Source organism: Nocardia transvalensis NBRC 15921, assembly GCF_000308875.1.
Classification (GTDB): domain Bacteria; phylum Actinomycetota; class Actinomycetes; order Mycobacteriales; family Mycobacteriaceae; genus Nocardia; species Nocardia transvalensis.
The window spans coordinates 78,383-95,902 of the sequence record NZ_BAGL01000059.1; the positions used below are offsets into that span (position 1 = coordinate 78,383).

The 17,520-nt window shown below is 68.5% G+C and carries 1 protein-coding gene (running past one end of the window); it reads right to left on the minus strand.

The annotated features are described in order from the left end of the window. Window positions 1-17,520, minus strand: partial view of a GTP cyclohydrolase II RibA gene (gene ribA / locus ON41_RS20135; protein ID WP_040749237.1) — the 5' portion only. 14,085 nt of this gene lie to the left of the window's left edge; 17,520 of the gene's 31,605 nt are visible here — the first part of the coding sequence; the start codon lies at window positions 17,518-17,520; its stop codon lies beyond the left edge, outside the window.

Genomic DNA, 17,520 nt, shown 5'->3' on the forward strand with positions numbered 1-17,520 from the left:
GGCCGCGGCCGGCAATCCCAATCGTGCGGCCACACGCCCTAGGGACACGCCCTCCACCAGATGCTGGAGAACCAAGCGCTCCGCGACCTCGGGGTCCGGCAGGTCGGACAGCGCGGCCCGCACGGTCAGCGCGAAATCGGCGTCGGAGAAGCCCGCGGGGGCCGGATCGGCTGTCTCACGGCGCCGGTCGCCGTCCCTGCCGCGGATCGGCGCATCCGACCGCAAGACGGGCCGGTCCAGGATTTCCCGCGCCAGCGCGACATCGGCCGGCTTCAGGCGCGTGGCGCGAGCGATCTCGGCATCGTCGAGTTTCTCACCCGCGGAAAGCATCCGGTAGATCTGCGCTTCCACCGTGCTCACGATCTTGCGGGTGCGATTGTCGAGATCCGGGAACCGCCGCGCGAGACGGTAGCGGAAAACCGCCCCGCGGCCGCCGGCCCACGCATGCGCCGCGAACGACGCGGAGGGCACATGGTGATCGATCGCGGCGATGATCCCGATCCACGCCATCTGTTCCGCGTCGTCGCGGATATCCGGAGATTCCCTGCGCGCCAGGGCCTTCGGCACCCAGGCGAACCGTTCGAGGATCTCGTTGCGGACCCGCGTCTCTTCGTCGGAGCCCACCCGGGTCACGAGGTACCGCCGGAACAGCTCCTCCTCGTCGCGATACCCCGACCGCTCGTATCGGTCGGCATAGAAGCGGTCGACGACCTCCAGCAACAACTCGCCGTTGACGCCCAGCGACTGGCAGAGCTGGCGCAACTTGCGCAGGCGCGGCACATACCTGCCGTTCTCGATGCTGGAGATGGAGCTGCGCGGCATCCGCGACCATTGGGCCAGGTCCGTCGCGGACATCCGCTCGTCGTACCGCAGGGCCGCGATCCACCGGCCGAGTGCCGTATGCGTGGCCGGGTCGATATCGACGCCGAGATCCGGATAGAACTGCCGGACAGCGTAGATCAGCTCACCACCGCGGACTCCCGTCGCGCGGCAGATGCGCCGGAACGTCCGGTAGGGGATCTCCTTGCCGTGCTCGATATCGACGATGTAGCGGCTCGACAGGCCGACGAGCGCCCCGAACTCCGATTGCGTCATCCGCAGCCGGTCGCGCAGTGCCGCAACCCATCCGCCGAGATCGTCGTGTGCCGCGGGATCGGTATCGGCCGCCCGATAGAAGTGGCGTTCCGCGACCGTCAGCCGCTCCTCGCTGACCCCGAGCGCCCGGGCGATCCGCCGGAACTTCTTCCGCTGTGGCTTGTGATGATTGTTCTCGATCTGGGCGATGCGGGTCTGAGACATCCCGAGCGCGGCGCCGACCTGAGCCTGCGACAGACCCGCGTTGTGCCGCAGCGCCGCGAACCAGTCGCCGGGGAGGGCGTACCCGACCGGATCGACATCCTCGGCGGGCCGGAAACGGCGGATGGCGTCCTCCGCGACCTCCGTCTCGACGCCGAGTGCCTCCAGCAGCCGGCGGACGGTCGGCAATCGGGGATCCCATGTGCCGCTCTCGATATCGGTGATGTGTGAGGCATCCACCCCCGTCGCCCGCTCGAGATCCGCCCTCGTCATGCCTCCGGCATTGCGCAATGCCGCGATCCAGCTACCGAGGGTGTCGTGCGCGGCCGGATCGGTATCGACGTCCGTTTCGGGATAGAACCGGTGTGTCGCGGCCAGTGCCAGTGGCTCGTCGATGTGCAGCGCCGCACAGAGGCGCCGGAACGTCTCCAACCGTGGTTTGTTCTTGTCGTTCTCGATGCCGGAGAGGTGCCCAGCGGCTATCCCGGCCGCCTCCGCGATCTCTTTCTGCTGCAGCTTCCGATCGAGCCGCTGTCCCCGGAGCCACGTCCCGGGCGACACGTCCGGCACTGCCGGGCCGTCGGCATCCCGGCCCACCGCCGGGTCGGCCCGATCGGGTCTACTGCCGATGAAGCCCCGGGGGCGGCGAACACCGTTGTCCGGCACCAGATCCGGGGAGAGCATGCGGGTGAGCCACTCGACGAAGTCGGACTGCCGCCGCGACATGGCCTGGAAATCGACGTCGTGCGGCAGACCGGCCGGACGGCCGGATACGAAGGTGAGCACCGATGCCGCGAACGTCCTGATCGTCGCGTCGCTGCCCCTCCGCATGAGCGGGGCCTGGTACAGCAGATATACCGCGTCGGCGAAACGCCGCAGCGCATCGGCCGAGAACTTCGCGGACCGATGCTCGGTGAATTCGGCGAGGACGACCAAGGCGGCATCGAATATCGTCCGCTGGTCCTCGGGGCGCGCCGTCTCGATCACGAATCGGCCGTCCTCGAACGCGTACAGGATATTTCCGTCGACGCGGCTACCGCCGGGCAGTTCTACGCGATTCCGCAGCCTCCTGTCCCCCGGCGCCTCCTCGTCCATCCGGGCCCGGAGAACACCGCTGATCTCGTCGGCGGTCCGGAGCGCCGGTGTGCCTACCGGACGCCCCACTTGGTCCATATTCGGTGTATCGATGTCGATCCGGGAACGGAAGTAGTCCGGATGGTTCTCCTCGTACTCGCCGATCGCGCTCGGGTCACGCTCGATCGCCCAGACCTGCCGCAGGTACCGCTGGTGGGAGATCCAGTAATACACCTGCGCGAGCGCGCGGCGCCGGGCCGCGGGGCTTGTCGCCGAATTCCACCGGCTGCCAAGCTTTCCCAGCCCTCGGTTCGCCACATGCGCCTGCCACAGCGAGAACACCCGCAACGGTGCGAGCCGGTCCGGATCGTCGGTCCGCATCCGCATACCCGGCAGCGGGAAGTGCTCGGCCCGAAGCGGTCCGAGCCCCGCCCGCACCGCTTCGCCGACCGAACGCACGTCGTCGGCGACCTCCGCGTCGGCCGGCTCATCAGTGCCCGCCGGCCTGCTGCCGATGAAGCCCCGGCGTCCGGATTCGCGGCTTTCCGCGACCACCGTCGGCGGGCCCGGCGACAACCGCAGCACCCGGCCGTCTCGGTCGATGGCGAGCACTTCGCGCAGGTTCGGGATCGGATGCTCGCGCAGGGCGCGACTCAGCTCGGACGGGTCCGCGGCCGAATCGGCCAGGTTCACCACGATCCGCTCGGCTTGCCGTTTCACGACCACCTTGCGCCGGATTTCGTAGCAGATGTTGCTGACCCGTCCGGTGGACGGCGAATAGCAGTCGAAAAGGCGGTCCTCGATACGGAAATCGGGTGCGCGCGAACCGGGTTCGTCCGGATGCTGCTCGACCCGGAAACCTGCCCGGGCGAGCAGCACCGCCGCCTCGTTCTGCCGCCGCAGCCCCCGGCGCTCTTGCCGAAAGCCCTCCGGGTTCGCACCGGGACCGAGTTCCGGGACATCGGCGTGCTGTCCGAGCGGGACGGCGTTCGGGTCGGGATCGCGAGACGGGCGGGTCAGGTCGGTAGGCGTGCCGTTTTCGGTGGGCGGAGGCGCATCGTCGGTATCGGCGATCGGTAGTGGTGGGAGAACGGCGGGCCCAGGCAAGGGCAGCACGTTGCCGGCGGGGTCGTATTTGATCACGACCAGACGGTCCCCGTCAGGCGGCAGCGCGGCGTCGAGGGGGCGCTGGCCGTACCGGTATGTGTGCGTGCTGTCGTCCCTCGTCTGGTAGAACTCGAGCGCGTCCGGAGCCTGGCCGCGCGACAGCACTACGGTGTGTGCGGATCGCGAATCGATGAAGCCGACCGGCGGCGCATCAACTATGCCGGGCGGCCAGTGGACCACGAGGAACGTCGTCCCCGCAGGCTCGGTGGACAGTTGCTGTTCGAGCAGTCCCCACGCGGCGACCTCACGAAATACTCCTCCCGCAGCCCGCTGTGCCGGTAGCGGAAGCACTCCCCGGTGGGTGATCTGGGCGGGTTGCCAGGTTCCCAGCTCTGCGCGGGTCACCGAATACACACGACGGAGGCCGCGCTGAAAACACACCCGGGCGGCTTCGAGCCCGTCCTCCAGCGCCGCGTCCACGCTGATGGCTTGCCCGGACGAAACTCCCGACGACCGGACGGCCCGGCTGGGAGTTTCCTGCAACAGCGCCCATTGCCGGGCCAGATCGCCGGGTCCCATCCGCACGATCCGGCCCAGCGATTCCTGGTCCGGATCGGGGAAATCGTCCGGGTCGAAGAAGTGGTCGAAATACTTTCTCTTGACGTCGAGATAGCGATTCCGATGAGTACCTGGGTGCTTCTGCGGAATCCGATCCACGACACGGATGCCGTTCTCCTCCAGTGCCGCGATCTTCTTCGGGTTGTTCGTCATCAAACGAACGGCTTCCAGACCGAAGTAGCGAAGCATGAACGCGCCGTGACTGTAGCTGCGGACATCGTAGGGCAGGCCGAGCGCGTCGAACGCCTCCACTGTATCGAGGCCTCCGTCCTCCAGCCGGTACGCCTCGGCCTTGCGATACAGCCCCACCCCGCGCCCCTCATGACCGTTGCCGCTCCTACCTTCGTCGAAGTAGAGCAGCACCCCCGTGCCCTCGTGCACCATCTGCTCGAGCGCACCGCGAAGCTGTCGATAACAGTCGCACTTCGTCGAATGAAACACGTCACCGTAGAGGCACCGTGAATGAATTCGCACGAGTGGTGGCCGCGCACGTAATTGGTCGTAGGTGCCGACCACCACCCCCACAACCGGCCCTTCGCCCGGCAGCAGCGATTCGAAGACGTGTTGGTGGACTGTGCCCCATTCCTCGGTCGGCAAGAGATGGGCGAATACCGGATCGCCCGGCATCGGTACGCCGTGCTCGCCGGGGTGAACGGTGGAATCGAAAGCCCCGGCGAGCGCTTCTGCCATTGCCGTCGGCAGCGGGCCGTCGAGGGAACTCCGCAGCGTCGGACGTCCCGGCCGGTGCAGTTCGACGTGGTCAGGCCGGTACACCAGATGCGGATTGTGCGGCCCGAACCGAGAAAGCTGTACAGCGGCTTCCTCTCCGAAGCGCTCGGAGCGCACATCGACGCCGGCCGACGCCAGCGAATCCGCACCGACCATACCGACAACGTGGGCAGCGGCGCGCTGCAATTCTGGTTCCTGCCCGCTATCCGGAGCGCCGCCGACACGATGCAGCGAATCGAGGATCGACGCTGTGGCGCCCTCGCCGATATCGAGGGCGTTCACGACGTCCTGATAATGCTCCGGCGGAATGGAACGAGCGAAATCCGCGACAGCTCTGGCAAGTTCGGCCTGCGTGTGCGTGGCGATCCGCTCGTGCAGCGAATCCCAGGGGCCGTGTAGCGCTGCATCCAACAGCGTGATCGCCGGCAATGCGCTCCGGTTGTGGGCTTGCAGATGCATCAGCGTCGGGAGAGCGAGGCGGAACTCGATTCGTGCGCTCGGTATGTCATCCCGACGCCAGTTCGGCGAAAAGCCCTGTCCACTTGCCGATTCCGATCGGATCGCATGCAACGCACGGAGCATCTCCTCCCGGGCAGCAGGCATGAGATGCAGGGCGTCGACGATGGCGGCAAAATGCACGCCGGGTACCTCGCGGCCGATCGTCTGCATCGCGTCCTCGAACACCGGAGGCAAAGCTGCCGCGATGTTCGGGGAGTGCTGTCCGTCGAACCCACGCCACGGTGGGTCCAGAGCCTCGTACAGCACTTGCCCTTTGCGCGCGGACCCGGGATAGCGATCCAGAATCCGGCGAGTGCCGTCATTCAACCGATCCGACAGCGACCGTACCGACGGCTCGGACCGAAGCCAATCGAGGGAAACATCGGCCACCTCGTCGGAGCGCGGCCACACCGGTGTGTTCTCCCCTGCCCGAGTCATCTCCACGCGGGGCGGTATCGGAGTTCGGGTGGCGATGTCTGCTGCCGCGCCGGCACGCGAAGCTTCCGCGGCCGCTGCGGGTTCCCGGCTGGAGGACGGGCCGGTCGTCGAATTGAAGCGTCTGTCCGCGGCCTGCATCACGAAGGCGGGAATTCCGAGCGCCGCACCGATTGCGTCGACGTCGCGACGGTCGACCTGTTCATCGCGCTCGACACGCACGACAGTGTCGACGACGCAATTCGCGCGGCGAGCGAGCTCTTCGACCGAAATCCCGCGATAGCTCCGGATGGCCGCGATCCAAGGACCAGCCGCGTCGTAGCGGGGCCCGGAGCGCCGGGCAAGTTGCTCGGCAACTTCCAGTACCTGGGCGGAGAAGCCGAAGACACGTCCGAAGGACCGCAGGTAATCTGCCGTAACACGGCCGCCCCGCTCGACTTCGACTACCTCGTTCAACGGGGTGCCCGAGGATTCGGCAAGTCGACGCAGGCTCATACCTTGGTGCTCCCGGATCGCCCTGTGCCAGTGCTCGAATGCGTCGAAAACAGGATTGCCCGGATCGGTGAGAGTGTCGTCCAAATAGGGTTTCAAATCGTCCGGAGCCACATCACGGAGAATCTCCTCCGGAATATTCAGGACACGCCGGAGAAAGCGCAGGTAGACCGCGTTGACACGGGCTCCCTCTTCGACCCTGATGACAATATCCGGACCGATACCCATGGCTTCGGCGAGTTCCTGCTGAGTCATCCCTCGAAATCCGCGGACCGCCCTGTGCCAGGCAGCGAACGCACCCGCACCGAGATCTTCACTACTCGAAGGAATGCGGTCACCGAAATGATGGGACAAATCTCGCGGAACGACACCGTAAATGACATCGTCCGAAATATCGAAAACGCGACAGAACCGACGCAGATAGTCGACGGTTATGCCTTCTCCCACCTCAGCCTGCTCTATATTCCTCCTGTTGAATCCCATGGCATCGGCCAGCCGCTGCTGTGTCAGTCCACGCAACTCCCGGACGGCAGCGAGCCATTCGCCGACGATTCGCATCTGAGCGCTGCGATCGCGGTCGGGACGATCTTTGTCCGCACCGGCCCGAAGATCCGGCGGCGATGCTTCGATATCGGCCGGGGGAAGTCGCAGTGAGTCGGCATCGAGGGAGTCCGCCGGCGCGTACTGTCTGGTGAAATCGAGCCGGAGGTGATGCTCGATCCGGCCCTGCGGCGACGGGTCGGCGGAGTCGACGTCGATCCGGCAGTCCAGGTCGGACAGGGTGTGCCGCAAGGCTTCCGGGTCCACGCCGGGAGAAGGATCGGCGGGATCGGGTCTCGTGTAGTCCACTTGGGCGATCAGTCTCGTCCGGCCGTCCGGGTCCCGCGACGAGGTCACGACGATCACCTGGTCGGGGCCGGCCAAGGTCCGGGCGGACTCGGCGAGGCGAGGTATCGCCTCGGCGAGATCCCGGGTCATCTCGGCCGAGGCCCGGGCGGGAAGCCGGGCCGCGACCGCTTCGGCGAGGGTCGAGGGATCCGACGCGTGCGCGACGGTCGCCTGCCAGCGGAAGCCGCCGTATTCCTCGCGCATCTCCGCCGCGTGCCGCCGGGCCTCGCGATAGGCGTCCAAGGGCGTCCAAGTCGGGTCGTCCGCGAGGCGGTCGGCGATCTCCCGGAGTTTCGCGGCGTGATCGCGACGCATATCCCGATTGGCCAGCAACCACCCGTCCGGTGGGCGATATCCACCGTCGGGGTGGACGAAGGCGGCGCTGGAACGAAGCCGATCGACGAGGGCTTGGCGCACGGTGGCGACGCTGTCGTCGGGCCGCATGTGCCCCAGCCGATCGGCGAATCGCAACGCCTGCCCGATATCGCTGACCCGGATGCCCCGTTCCGCCAGTGCCCGTCCGAAGACACGCGCCGAATCGAAGCGCCGCGACATCAGGTCCTCGAGCGCCAGTTCGATGGACTGGACGACCGCGTCCGGTTCCGACAGCGTCTGCAGGTCCGCGGCGGCGACCCAGCGGGCGATTCGCTGTGCCCGCTCGAATTCGCCGTCGGTCATCTCGCCCCAGCGCTGCCGCAACTCGACGACGGCCGCGGGCGAGGCGATCATCTGGGTTCCGGTGCGTTCGTCGAATCCCGTTCCGTTGACCGCGAATCCGAGGATCCGGGCAGCATCCTCCGGGTAGCCGTGCGACAGCGCGCGGGCGTGCAGCAGTTCCGCCGACGCCAGCTCGTCGTAGCGTGCGGGATTGTCGCGGCGCCGGCCGCCGCCGTAGACGCTGTCGCTCCAGGCGTCGGCGACCATCGCCGCCACGATCTCGTCGATTCCGGCCCCGTGCAGCACACCGTTGTCCAGGATGTGCCGCAGATCCCCGGCGACGTCCATGCCGTTGTGGTACAGGGCCGCTACCCCGAATTCGCGCAGTTCGAAGGCGTCGTCGTAGAGGTGGTTGGCACGGCCGACATCCGGGTGGCCGTACAGCGTCCGGTTGACGAACAGTCCCTCGGCCGCGAGCCGGATGCCGCGGCGGATCTCCGGATCGTCGAGCCGTTCGCGCGGCAGCCGCGAGCGCAGGATCTCGGCTACCTCCTCGATCTCCCGCCCGATCACCGGCACCGGCAACGGCGGACGCGCCGGACTCAGTAGCCGGGTCTTGATCCAGTCGGTCGCCGCCACGTCCTCGGGAAGTCCGCGCTCCTGCGCCCAGGCGTAGATGTCGGGCAATCCGGCGACGCGAGCCGCGCCCGCCGCCGGATGCCAGGCCCGGCGCTCCAGCTCCTCGTGCGACACCACGCCGTGCCACCCCACCGACACCCGCAGCCGCCCGCGGGCCAGCACCGAATCCTCGGAGGTGCGAGTCCAGCCTTCCGCCTCGTACTGCCGGTACAACCACTCCGGCACCGACAGTTCGACGACATCGGGCTCGCCCGGCGTGTCCGAGCCCAGCGCCTGCGCCGCGGCCCCGCGTCCGATCACGACGCCGTGCTGGACCAGCACCTCGCCGAGTACGGCCGCATCGATTGATTCCCGCGCGGTATCAGCGGATGTCGCCTCGTTCGCCCCCTCGCGATCCTCGGAAGGACGGCTGCCGATGAATCCCCGGGGCCGGACAACGGGCCGCACCAGGTACGCGCTGTCGCTCACGTCGTAGCCGTTGAATGTCGAATCCGCCGGATCGATCTTGATCGGGGTGAGTGTCCGGCGCTCCGCCGCCAGATGCCCGAACAGCACCGGGCGATTCGTCGCGGCGTCACCGCACCGGTCGTCCACGACGATGGCGAGCCGACGTCCCCGGGCGGCGGCGATCTCGCTCGCCCAGCCGATGAATTTGTCGTAGAAATCCGCGACGGAGACATGGTTGATATACGTCTCCGTGGGATTGAGACCACGCACCAGGAGCAGCGGCTCACCGGCGCTGCTGGTGGTCTCGATGAGGAGTCCGGCTCCGGCCAGGGCGGTACGGCCAGGGTCGTCGGGATTTCGGACCATAATGACGGCGGTCATATTCGGCAGCTCCTCCGCCACCGAGGTGTACTTCCCGGCCCAGCAGGCACTGGCGATATGCCCCGACAGTTCCAGCAGGGGCCCTCGCGTCGGAACGAACTGCAGCTTGGTGGTATCGCTGGACACGCCAACGCCCTGCGTGCGCAGGATCGCTTCATCCAGGGCCGCCACACTGGTCAGCCGGCGGAAAAGAGTGGCGTCCTTGCGGTTCGAGAAATACCGCGCGAACACTTCCTGGTTCGTGATGTGCTCCACGAAGTCCCGGACGCGACTCACATCCGCCAGAGTGGGGTCGCCGGTTCCCAGATCGCTCAGCCAGGCGATCCAGTCCGGGTGCTGCCGCATGGCCCACGCGAAACAGATGGTCCGCAGGTCGTCGTGCAGTTCGCCGATGCGCGCGAGGCTGTGGAAGTTCTTCTCGAAATCCTCGAGCGACCGCAATGCCGGGAATTGCCTGTCGCCTTCCGGATCCGGCGCGACGAGTTTCCGCAACTCCTGCGTTCGGGCCACCATGTTCCGCCGGGCCGCGTCGTTCAACGGGGCACCGTCGGCCAGCGTTCCCGAGGCGAGCGCCCGTTCCATCGTCTCGATGTGCTCGGTGATGCCGCGCCCGAGCTTGTCGAGCAGGTGGGTGAACGGCTGCTTCATGCCGGTCATCGCCGCGCAGGCATCGTTCAGATTGGCCGACAACCGCGCGAAGCGAGTCAGCAGGTCCTCGGTCCACTGCGGTCCGGCCGAGGCGTCCCGGGTGCGCAGTTTGGCGATGTCGAGCACCTCGCTGGGCTGGTACTCCGCGGGCATCGGCCGGATACGGCCCGCCGCGGTCGCCTCGTCGTGATAGTCGAGCAGTGCTCGCAGCGACGCGATGTCGTTCGGGCCCCACCCGGCGGTGTCGAAGTGCGTGACCTCGACCAGCAGCCGGGCCAGGAATTCCGAGGTTTGGACCTTGGCGAGGCTTTCGGCCGAGATTCCCGCGCTTTTCACCTCGGTCACGAAGGAACGGGCTATCTCCTTCAATTCGCGTATACTCGCGTCACCCGTGTGCCGCAGACCGAGCACGGCCCGCTCGGTCACCGATCCTTTGTCGCTCGTCAGGGCGCGTACGCACCGCGCGAACTCCGGCGTCACGTTCCGGACCATCTCCATGGCCGCGCGAATCGTCGGCGGCCGCGCACTGACCGGCAGTTCGGCGACCTGCTCCACATAGCGTGTGAAATCGCCGCCGTTCGGTCCGGCGACGTAGACGTCCTCCACCTCACGCAGGCGTTGTGCCGTGAATGTCGCGGCCGCACGGATATCCGGTGCGATATTGGCCAGCTGGCCGGCCACCAGAAAGATGTCCGCGAACTTCTGCAGGGCCGCACCGGGAGCGAAGTCGTCCAGTGAGAGCAGGAAATTCCACGCCCGGTCGTGTGCCGTCGGCTGGTCGTTCTCCACGGCAATGCCCAGGACCGTTCGGCGGAGATCACCTGCGCTGGTTTGCGTTACGAATCTGTTGAACCCCGAAAGCAGGCGGAGTTCCACGGCGCCCGGCGGAATATCCGCGATCCGGCGCAGTTCTTCGCCGAGCTGTTCGAGGTGCGGTGCGGTCGAAATCTGCCTTGTGACATAGGAAGAGAAGTGCGGATTGTTGCGGTGAATCATCCGCAGTGCGTCGGCTACCCGAGGCCGGGCCAGGAATGCGATCCGATCGCCGACGGCGGCGGCATCCCATTCGTCGCCGTGTACGATCTCCGACAGGGCGCTCTCCGACAAGGGCGTGAGCACCGCATCGGCGATATCGGGATGGACCGCGATGGCGGTTCGAATCTGCTGCCGCTGCAAGGCACCGGCCAGCCGGCCGTTGTTCCCCTCCTCCCAGTAGAGCCCGGCCGCCAATTTCGTCCCTTCGAAATCGACCACGAAGGCGCGGAAGTACTGGAGGATCTTTTCCTGCGTCGCGGCCGGCCGGCCGGCCAGCTGCCGCACCAGTCGGTCGATATCGTTCGCGCTCAACGACAGTCGCGACCCGAGACGCGCCAGCTCCGCCGCGGCGTCGGCGGGCGGGCCCACCGGATGGAAGGCCGTCGACGCCGCGGCCACCTGCTCGGAGAGTCCCTTGCGCACGTGCCGGTTGACGACCCTGGCCGTCAGCTCGGCGCGAGTCAGCCACTGCGCGTCCGTGATCCGCGTTCCGTCGACGGTCACCCCGAACCGTTCGGGCACGTCGGCCACCACCACACCGGCGCGCATCACGCCCGGTCCGAACCCGCCGTGCGTGGGCATCCCCGTCTCGGCCGCCGACGGCAGCCGCCACACGCTCGGACCGCCGTCCCCGGGAGCCGCCTTGACGAACAGGCATCGCTCCACGCCCACCCCGTCGATATGCCTGAACAGCATCTCGCCCGGTGGCCGGGCACCGGCGAATCCACCGACGGGTTCGCCGGGGGGACGCTGACCGGCGAGTGCAAATTGATTGCTCCGCAACGGTGCTGGCGGGGCGCGGCTCGACCAGAGGGCCGAGGGCGGGGCGTCCGGGTTGTCGGGTGCGTACACGCCGCGCCGCTGCTCCTCGGGGAGGCGGTCGAGGGGTGTTCCCTGTTCGTCGAATTCGATGGCGAAGACCTCGCGGTCCTCGCCGTGCAGCTCCCCGATGAACCGCTGCTGGGTGCGCTGCCAGTCGTCGAACGGGACAGCGGTGTGTAGCAACGCATCCGGATCGGCGAGGGTTTCGGGCGTGATCGGGGCCTCGCCGGGGGCGGCGGCGATGTCCAGCACCACCAGGTTCGGGTCGTCGCGCCGGTCGCTGTCGTTGACCAGCAGCACCAGGTGGCTCTCGACCTCCCCCTCCCGGATGAAGTTGTAGACCAGTGCCTGGCTGCCACCGGGCCGGTCCGCCAGTGATCGCGCCGCCTCGTCGAGAGATCCGAAGGTGCGGAACCGGCCGCCGAAGGCGCTTTCGGTGTCGTCGAAATCGTGTCCGCGCAAAGGCATCTCGGCCGGCATCCGGTACTGGTCCTCGTTGCCGGTATGCAGTACCCGCATCATCGTCACACCGTTGTTGACACAGCTTTTCGGGCTGCGCTGGTGAATGGCGACAACGAGATCGAGCAGCGCGGTGGCGGCCAGGTAGGTCGAGGCCGCGGTTACCTGGGGGTCGTCGGCCGTCCCGATGGACTCGGGGTCGGTCGCCGACAGCGTCCGGGCGACCGCGTCGGCCAGGACGTCGCGGGCGGTGGCGGCGTACACGTCCTCGGGCTCGCGACCCAGTGCGGTCGCCAGTTCGGCCCGGGCCGCGGCCACCGCCGCGCCCACCTCTCGCACCCCCTCGGCCCCGGCCACCTGCGCGGGTTCCCAGCCGAATTCGCTTGCCAGCCGGTTCCGTTGCGGCACCAGCTCTTGCAGTGCCTGCTCGTCGGTGAGGTCGCCGGCCCGCACTACCGCCGCGGCCGGGGCATAGTCGAGATGCTGATTCAACGCCGCCACCGCGGCTGTCGAGAGACCGGCGCGTTCCAGCAACCTGCTCAGCGGGTCGTCGCTGTCGCCGATGTCGAATTCCGCCGTCATCTCTGCCTGAACCGTGGCCGGGACCCCGAGCCACCCGGCCAGCCGCGCGAAGCGATCACCGCGAAGATGCGGCTGGACCGTGTCGGCCTCGCCGTACGTGGTCTCCCGTTCGACGCGCTGGACGACCGACGCGGGATGATCGCCATCCTGGTCCATCGGCGCGGCGTTCGCGACGGTGCCCTGCAAAGGGATCGATGCGTCGGATACGCCGGATGACGGCGGGGCATGGGCCTGGTTGGCCCGGCGCAGGGCACGTTCCATATACGCGCGGTCGGCGGCGTCGCTCTGCAGCGGCGAGGTGAGACCGCGCATCTCCCGCTCGGCCGCGGCGAGGTCGGCGGCGGCAGCGTCGACCTTCGCACGCGCGGCACGCACCGTCGCCTCCCGCGTGGTCGCCGCGGCGCCGTACGAATTCTCCGAATGCGACTGCGCGCCAACGGATTCTCCGACCACCTGCGCGTATTCCGCTGTGGCCGCCGCATGTTCGGCCACCGCGGTCTTGTAGTGGACGACCGCGACCTGCGCACCGCGCTGCTGGGCCTGACTGTAGAGACCGTCCGTCGCCGCGACATTGAAGCAGTAGCTGCCGTTACGGCCGTTACGGCCCGGACGCGAGGCCCACTGGTGGTCCTCGTCCGGATTGGTCGGCGAGCGCCCCAGCATATGTGCGTGCACCCCGCCCAGTTCGTTGACCTCGTCGGTGATGGACACATCGAAGCCGCGCCCCAGCATCCCGGTGCCGACCGTCACCTCGCCCCGGGCGCGGCGGACGCCGTCTTCGCCCTCGACGACGTGCCGGACGCCCGCACCGTCCTTGACCGTCAGCAGGTGTTCCTCGGCGGCGTTGTTGTCGCGGTGTTCGGAGAACCACCGGGCATCGATCCCGTTGTGCTCGACGCCCGCCTTGGTCAGCATCAGCGAGAACTTCTGCGCCACATCGTTGAAGGGACAGATGACCAGCACCGGCCGCCCTTGGTCCTGCAATTCCTTGACGCGGACGACCGCGTCCTTCAACTTGTCCGCCTCGGTGAGGAATACCCGATCCTCTTCCCCCACCCGATTCGACGGGCCGTAGTCCTCCACCTTCGCCAGGCCGCCCTGGACCGGGAAATTCTCCTTGATCTCACCAGCGGTGCGCTCCAGCGTGCCCGACATCAGATGCAGACGCCGGTATCCGCCGAAGACGTCCTCCACGGTGACCTGTTTGGATCCCGTGCCGTCGGAGTACACCGGCACGCCGAACATCGCCTCGACCATCTTGTGGCGGCCGCCGAACCAGCGACTCTCGGTGCCGATCTTCGGGTCGCTCCGGGGTTTTCCGTATTCGTCGAGGATCTGGATCTTGCCGTCGAACTTCTGGAAGTCCCGATTCAGTTTCAGGCGGCCCGCTTTCACATCCAGGAAGGCGCGGGCCATCTCGGTCTCCTCCTTGGTGAAGGGCCGGCCGTTGCGCTCTTCCCATCGCCGGCTCATCGAATGCAGGCTCATCTCCGGGTGCGCACGCAGATCCGCGGACGTCAGTGCGCGGGCCTTCAGCGCGGCGCGCAGGAAGTCCTGCACCCGGTACACCTGGGCGGCCTCGATGTCGTGCGCGATCTCGCGCTGCCCGTCGGACTGGTAGTGGACCGTCTGGTTGTGGACCAGGACCGCGTCCGCTTCGTCGATCGTCGCGGTGTCGCCCCGCGGCGGCCGGCCGAACAGCTCGGCCGTCGCCCGCTCGTCGTAGGTCATGTAGTAGACGGTCGGGCGTTCCGGGTCCGGCGGGGGGTTGTGCGGGTCCCAGCGCGCGACGTCGTAGCCGAGGCTGCGCAGCATCGGCCCGAATTCCCGGGCCCCTTCGTTGGCCAGCGTTTCGGTCGTGGTGATCACATGATGGACCCGTACCTGCTGCCCGCTCGCGGTGTCCACCGGCTCACCGCGCGACAGCTGGTTCAGCGAGTCCAGCGCGCCGACCATGGATTTGCCCTGCCCCGTCCCCATCTGCCGCATGTACCCGTGCTCGCCGACGAGGAATGCCTTGACCTGATTCCACCGCGGCGTCTTTCCCGTGCCCACGCGCTCGGCGTCGATATAGCGCAGCAGCGCCTCCACCCGGTCGCCGTGCTCCATCACCTGCCTGCGCTGCTGCCAGGATTCGCTCGCCAGTTCCTCCTTCCTGTCCCGATACATGGCGAGGGCCTTCTTCGCCGCCGCTTTGAACTGCGCCTGCTGCGCGGGCGTGAGGTCCTTCTTCTCCGACGGGTCCGCCGTCGGCAATGCGGCCAACTGCCGGATCAGGTCCTCCGCCGGTCCGGTCGGCACCTCGTGATCCGCCGGATCGGCGTCCGCCGCGGCGTCGCCGCTCCGCTCGGGAGCCGAATCCCCTTGGGCCGGTGGCGCATCCGTCTCGGGCGCCGAAACGCGGGCCGGGCCGTCGGAGCCGCCGTGCCGACCGCCCCCACCTGAGGGAGGGCCGGTCCCCGAGGCATCGGCGCCCGAGCGCGCCGCCACGGGATCGTGGCCGGATGTACGGTCGCCGGCCGCGGGCGTCGGCGTGGCCGGACCGGCAGCGCCCGTGCGCCCACCGGCGTTCTGCTGATTGTCCTGCTGCCGGGTGTCCGGACCGCCTCCTCCCACCGACACCCCCGCACCGAGCGCGCCGGAGGCCAAGTCGGCGCCGCCGGGCACGTTGCCACCACTGCCGCCCGAACCACCACCGGCAGGCGAACCTCCCGCACCGGCGGACGAACCCTGTCCATGACCCGCGGAACCGTCATCCGCCGGTGAGACACCATCCCCGGTCGCCGGACCCCGCCCGCGACCCGCCGAACCGTCATGCGCCGACGAACCATCGCCGTCGCCGGGCGAAGCCCCCTCGCCGACCGTCGGACTCTCCCGACGACCCACCGAATCATCGTCACCAGCCTGCGCATCACCATCCGCCGGTGGCGCACCGTCTCCGGCCGACGGCATCTCCTCCCGGCGCCCCCGCCCTTCCCCACGGTTCGTCGAATCGCCGTCGGCCGGCGCCCCGTCGCCACCCGCCGGCAGATCCGCGCCGGATTTCCGCTCGCCGGTGTGGTCGGGCGCTGTCGTTGTCGCGGGCGGTGATCCCGAATCGGGCGCCGACACCGTCGCCCTACCGTCCTCCGACGACGCGCTCTCCGGGGGCAGGGCCGAGTCCCCCGCAGTCGAGACGGCACCACCCGCTCCCGCCGCGGCCGCTTTCGCCGCGGCGACGGGCATATTCCCGGCGGCCGCGGGCGCGCTCCCCGTGACCGCGGTTCCGTGCCCCGTCACCGCGGGCGCGCTCCCGGCAGCCGCGGACGCGTTCCCCGCGCCTGCGGTCGGCGCGCCTGCGGGCGAGGGCGCGGCGGCCACCGGCGCGCTCGCCGCGGCTGCTGCCGAATCCCCCTCGTCCGCAGTCGAATTGCGCGCCGCCGCCGGCGCGTTCCCCGCAGCGGAGGGTGAAGATGAGCCGGGCGTGGCGGAGGTGTTCGCCGGGTGCTCGGCGGTGGCGGCGCTCGGCGCGCCGGAGTTCTGGGGCTCCGGCGTGACGGGAGGCGGAAACGCCGCCGGAGTCGGTGCCTTCTCGAGCGACACGGGCGGGGGCGCGACGGGAGTCGGTGCCTTCTCGAGTGACACGGGCGGGGGCGCGGGATTCTTGGTGAGACGGACCGCGGGTACGTCCGGCGCGGCATAGGCCCCGCTGCCGTCGATCGTCTTGCCCGCGGCGGCGTTCGGTCGGGCACCGCCGTGGCTGTCCATGGACGCGGAGAACGCGCCGTTGGCCATCGAGAGGAGCACCTCGTCGACATGTTCCGGCCAACCGGTGACCAGCGCGCCCGCCCCCAGGCCCGCGATCGCGCCCCCGGTCCCGGCGATCACCCCGAGCATCAGCCGGTTGTTCTCCACCGCCGGAAAGATTCTCGACGCGCCCTTGGTCAGCGCCATGCCGCCGAGCAGACCGCCGCCACCGGACACAGCCGCGGCCTCGATCGCCGTCAGGTCGATGCCCGCCGGGTTCTCACCGTTCGCACCCACGAGGGTGGGAGCCCGATCTCCGGACAGGACCTGCATGAACTGGAAACCCGCGTCCACCCCGGCCGGTACCACGACGGCCTTGCTCAGCGTCACCGCGAACCGGAACGGCCCCAACGCCGATACCTTCTCCGCTGTGGCCAGACCGCCCTTCTTCAGGGCCTGCTCCAAGCCGTCGCGCAGCAACGCGACCTTCGATCGGCCCGAGACCAGCATCGCCTCGACCGTGGGCAGAGCCGCCATCTCTCCCGCGGGGCCCGCCGCCGCGGCGGTCGTGAGTACCCGGAAGATCCGCCAGGCCAGTTCGATTCCGAACGCGAGCATCACGCACAGCGTCTTCTCCGCATTGTTGGCCGCACCCTGCGCCTGATCAGCCAAGATCAGCGCCTGCTCACGCAATTTGGCGGAGGTGTCGTGGTGCAGTTGCAGCATCTCGCGCACCTGGTCGCCGAGGGACCCCAGCGAATCCTGTTGTGAAAGTAGCTTTTTCGCGTCCTCCGCATGCTCGTTCATGGCGGCGGCCCGGGCCCGCAGCTCCGCGGCCATCGACCGCATCCTCGACACGTCCGCGCGCGGCAGATTCCCGCCGAACAAGCCGGCCTCGACCAGTTTCCGCGCGGGGTCCGGCAGACCGTCGAACAGCTCCCGCAGTTCCACAACCGGATTCAGCGACCACGAACCATCGGCCGGCAT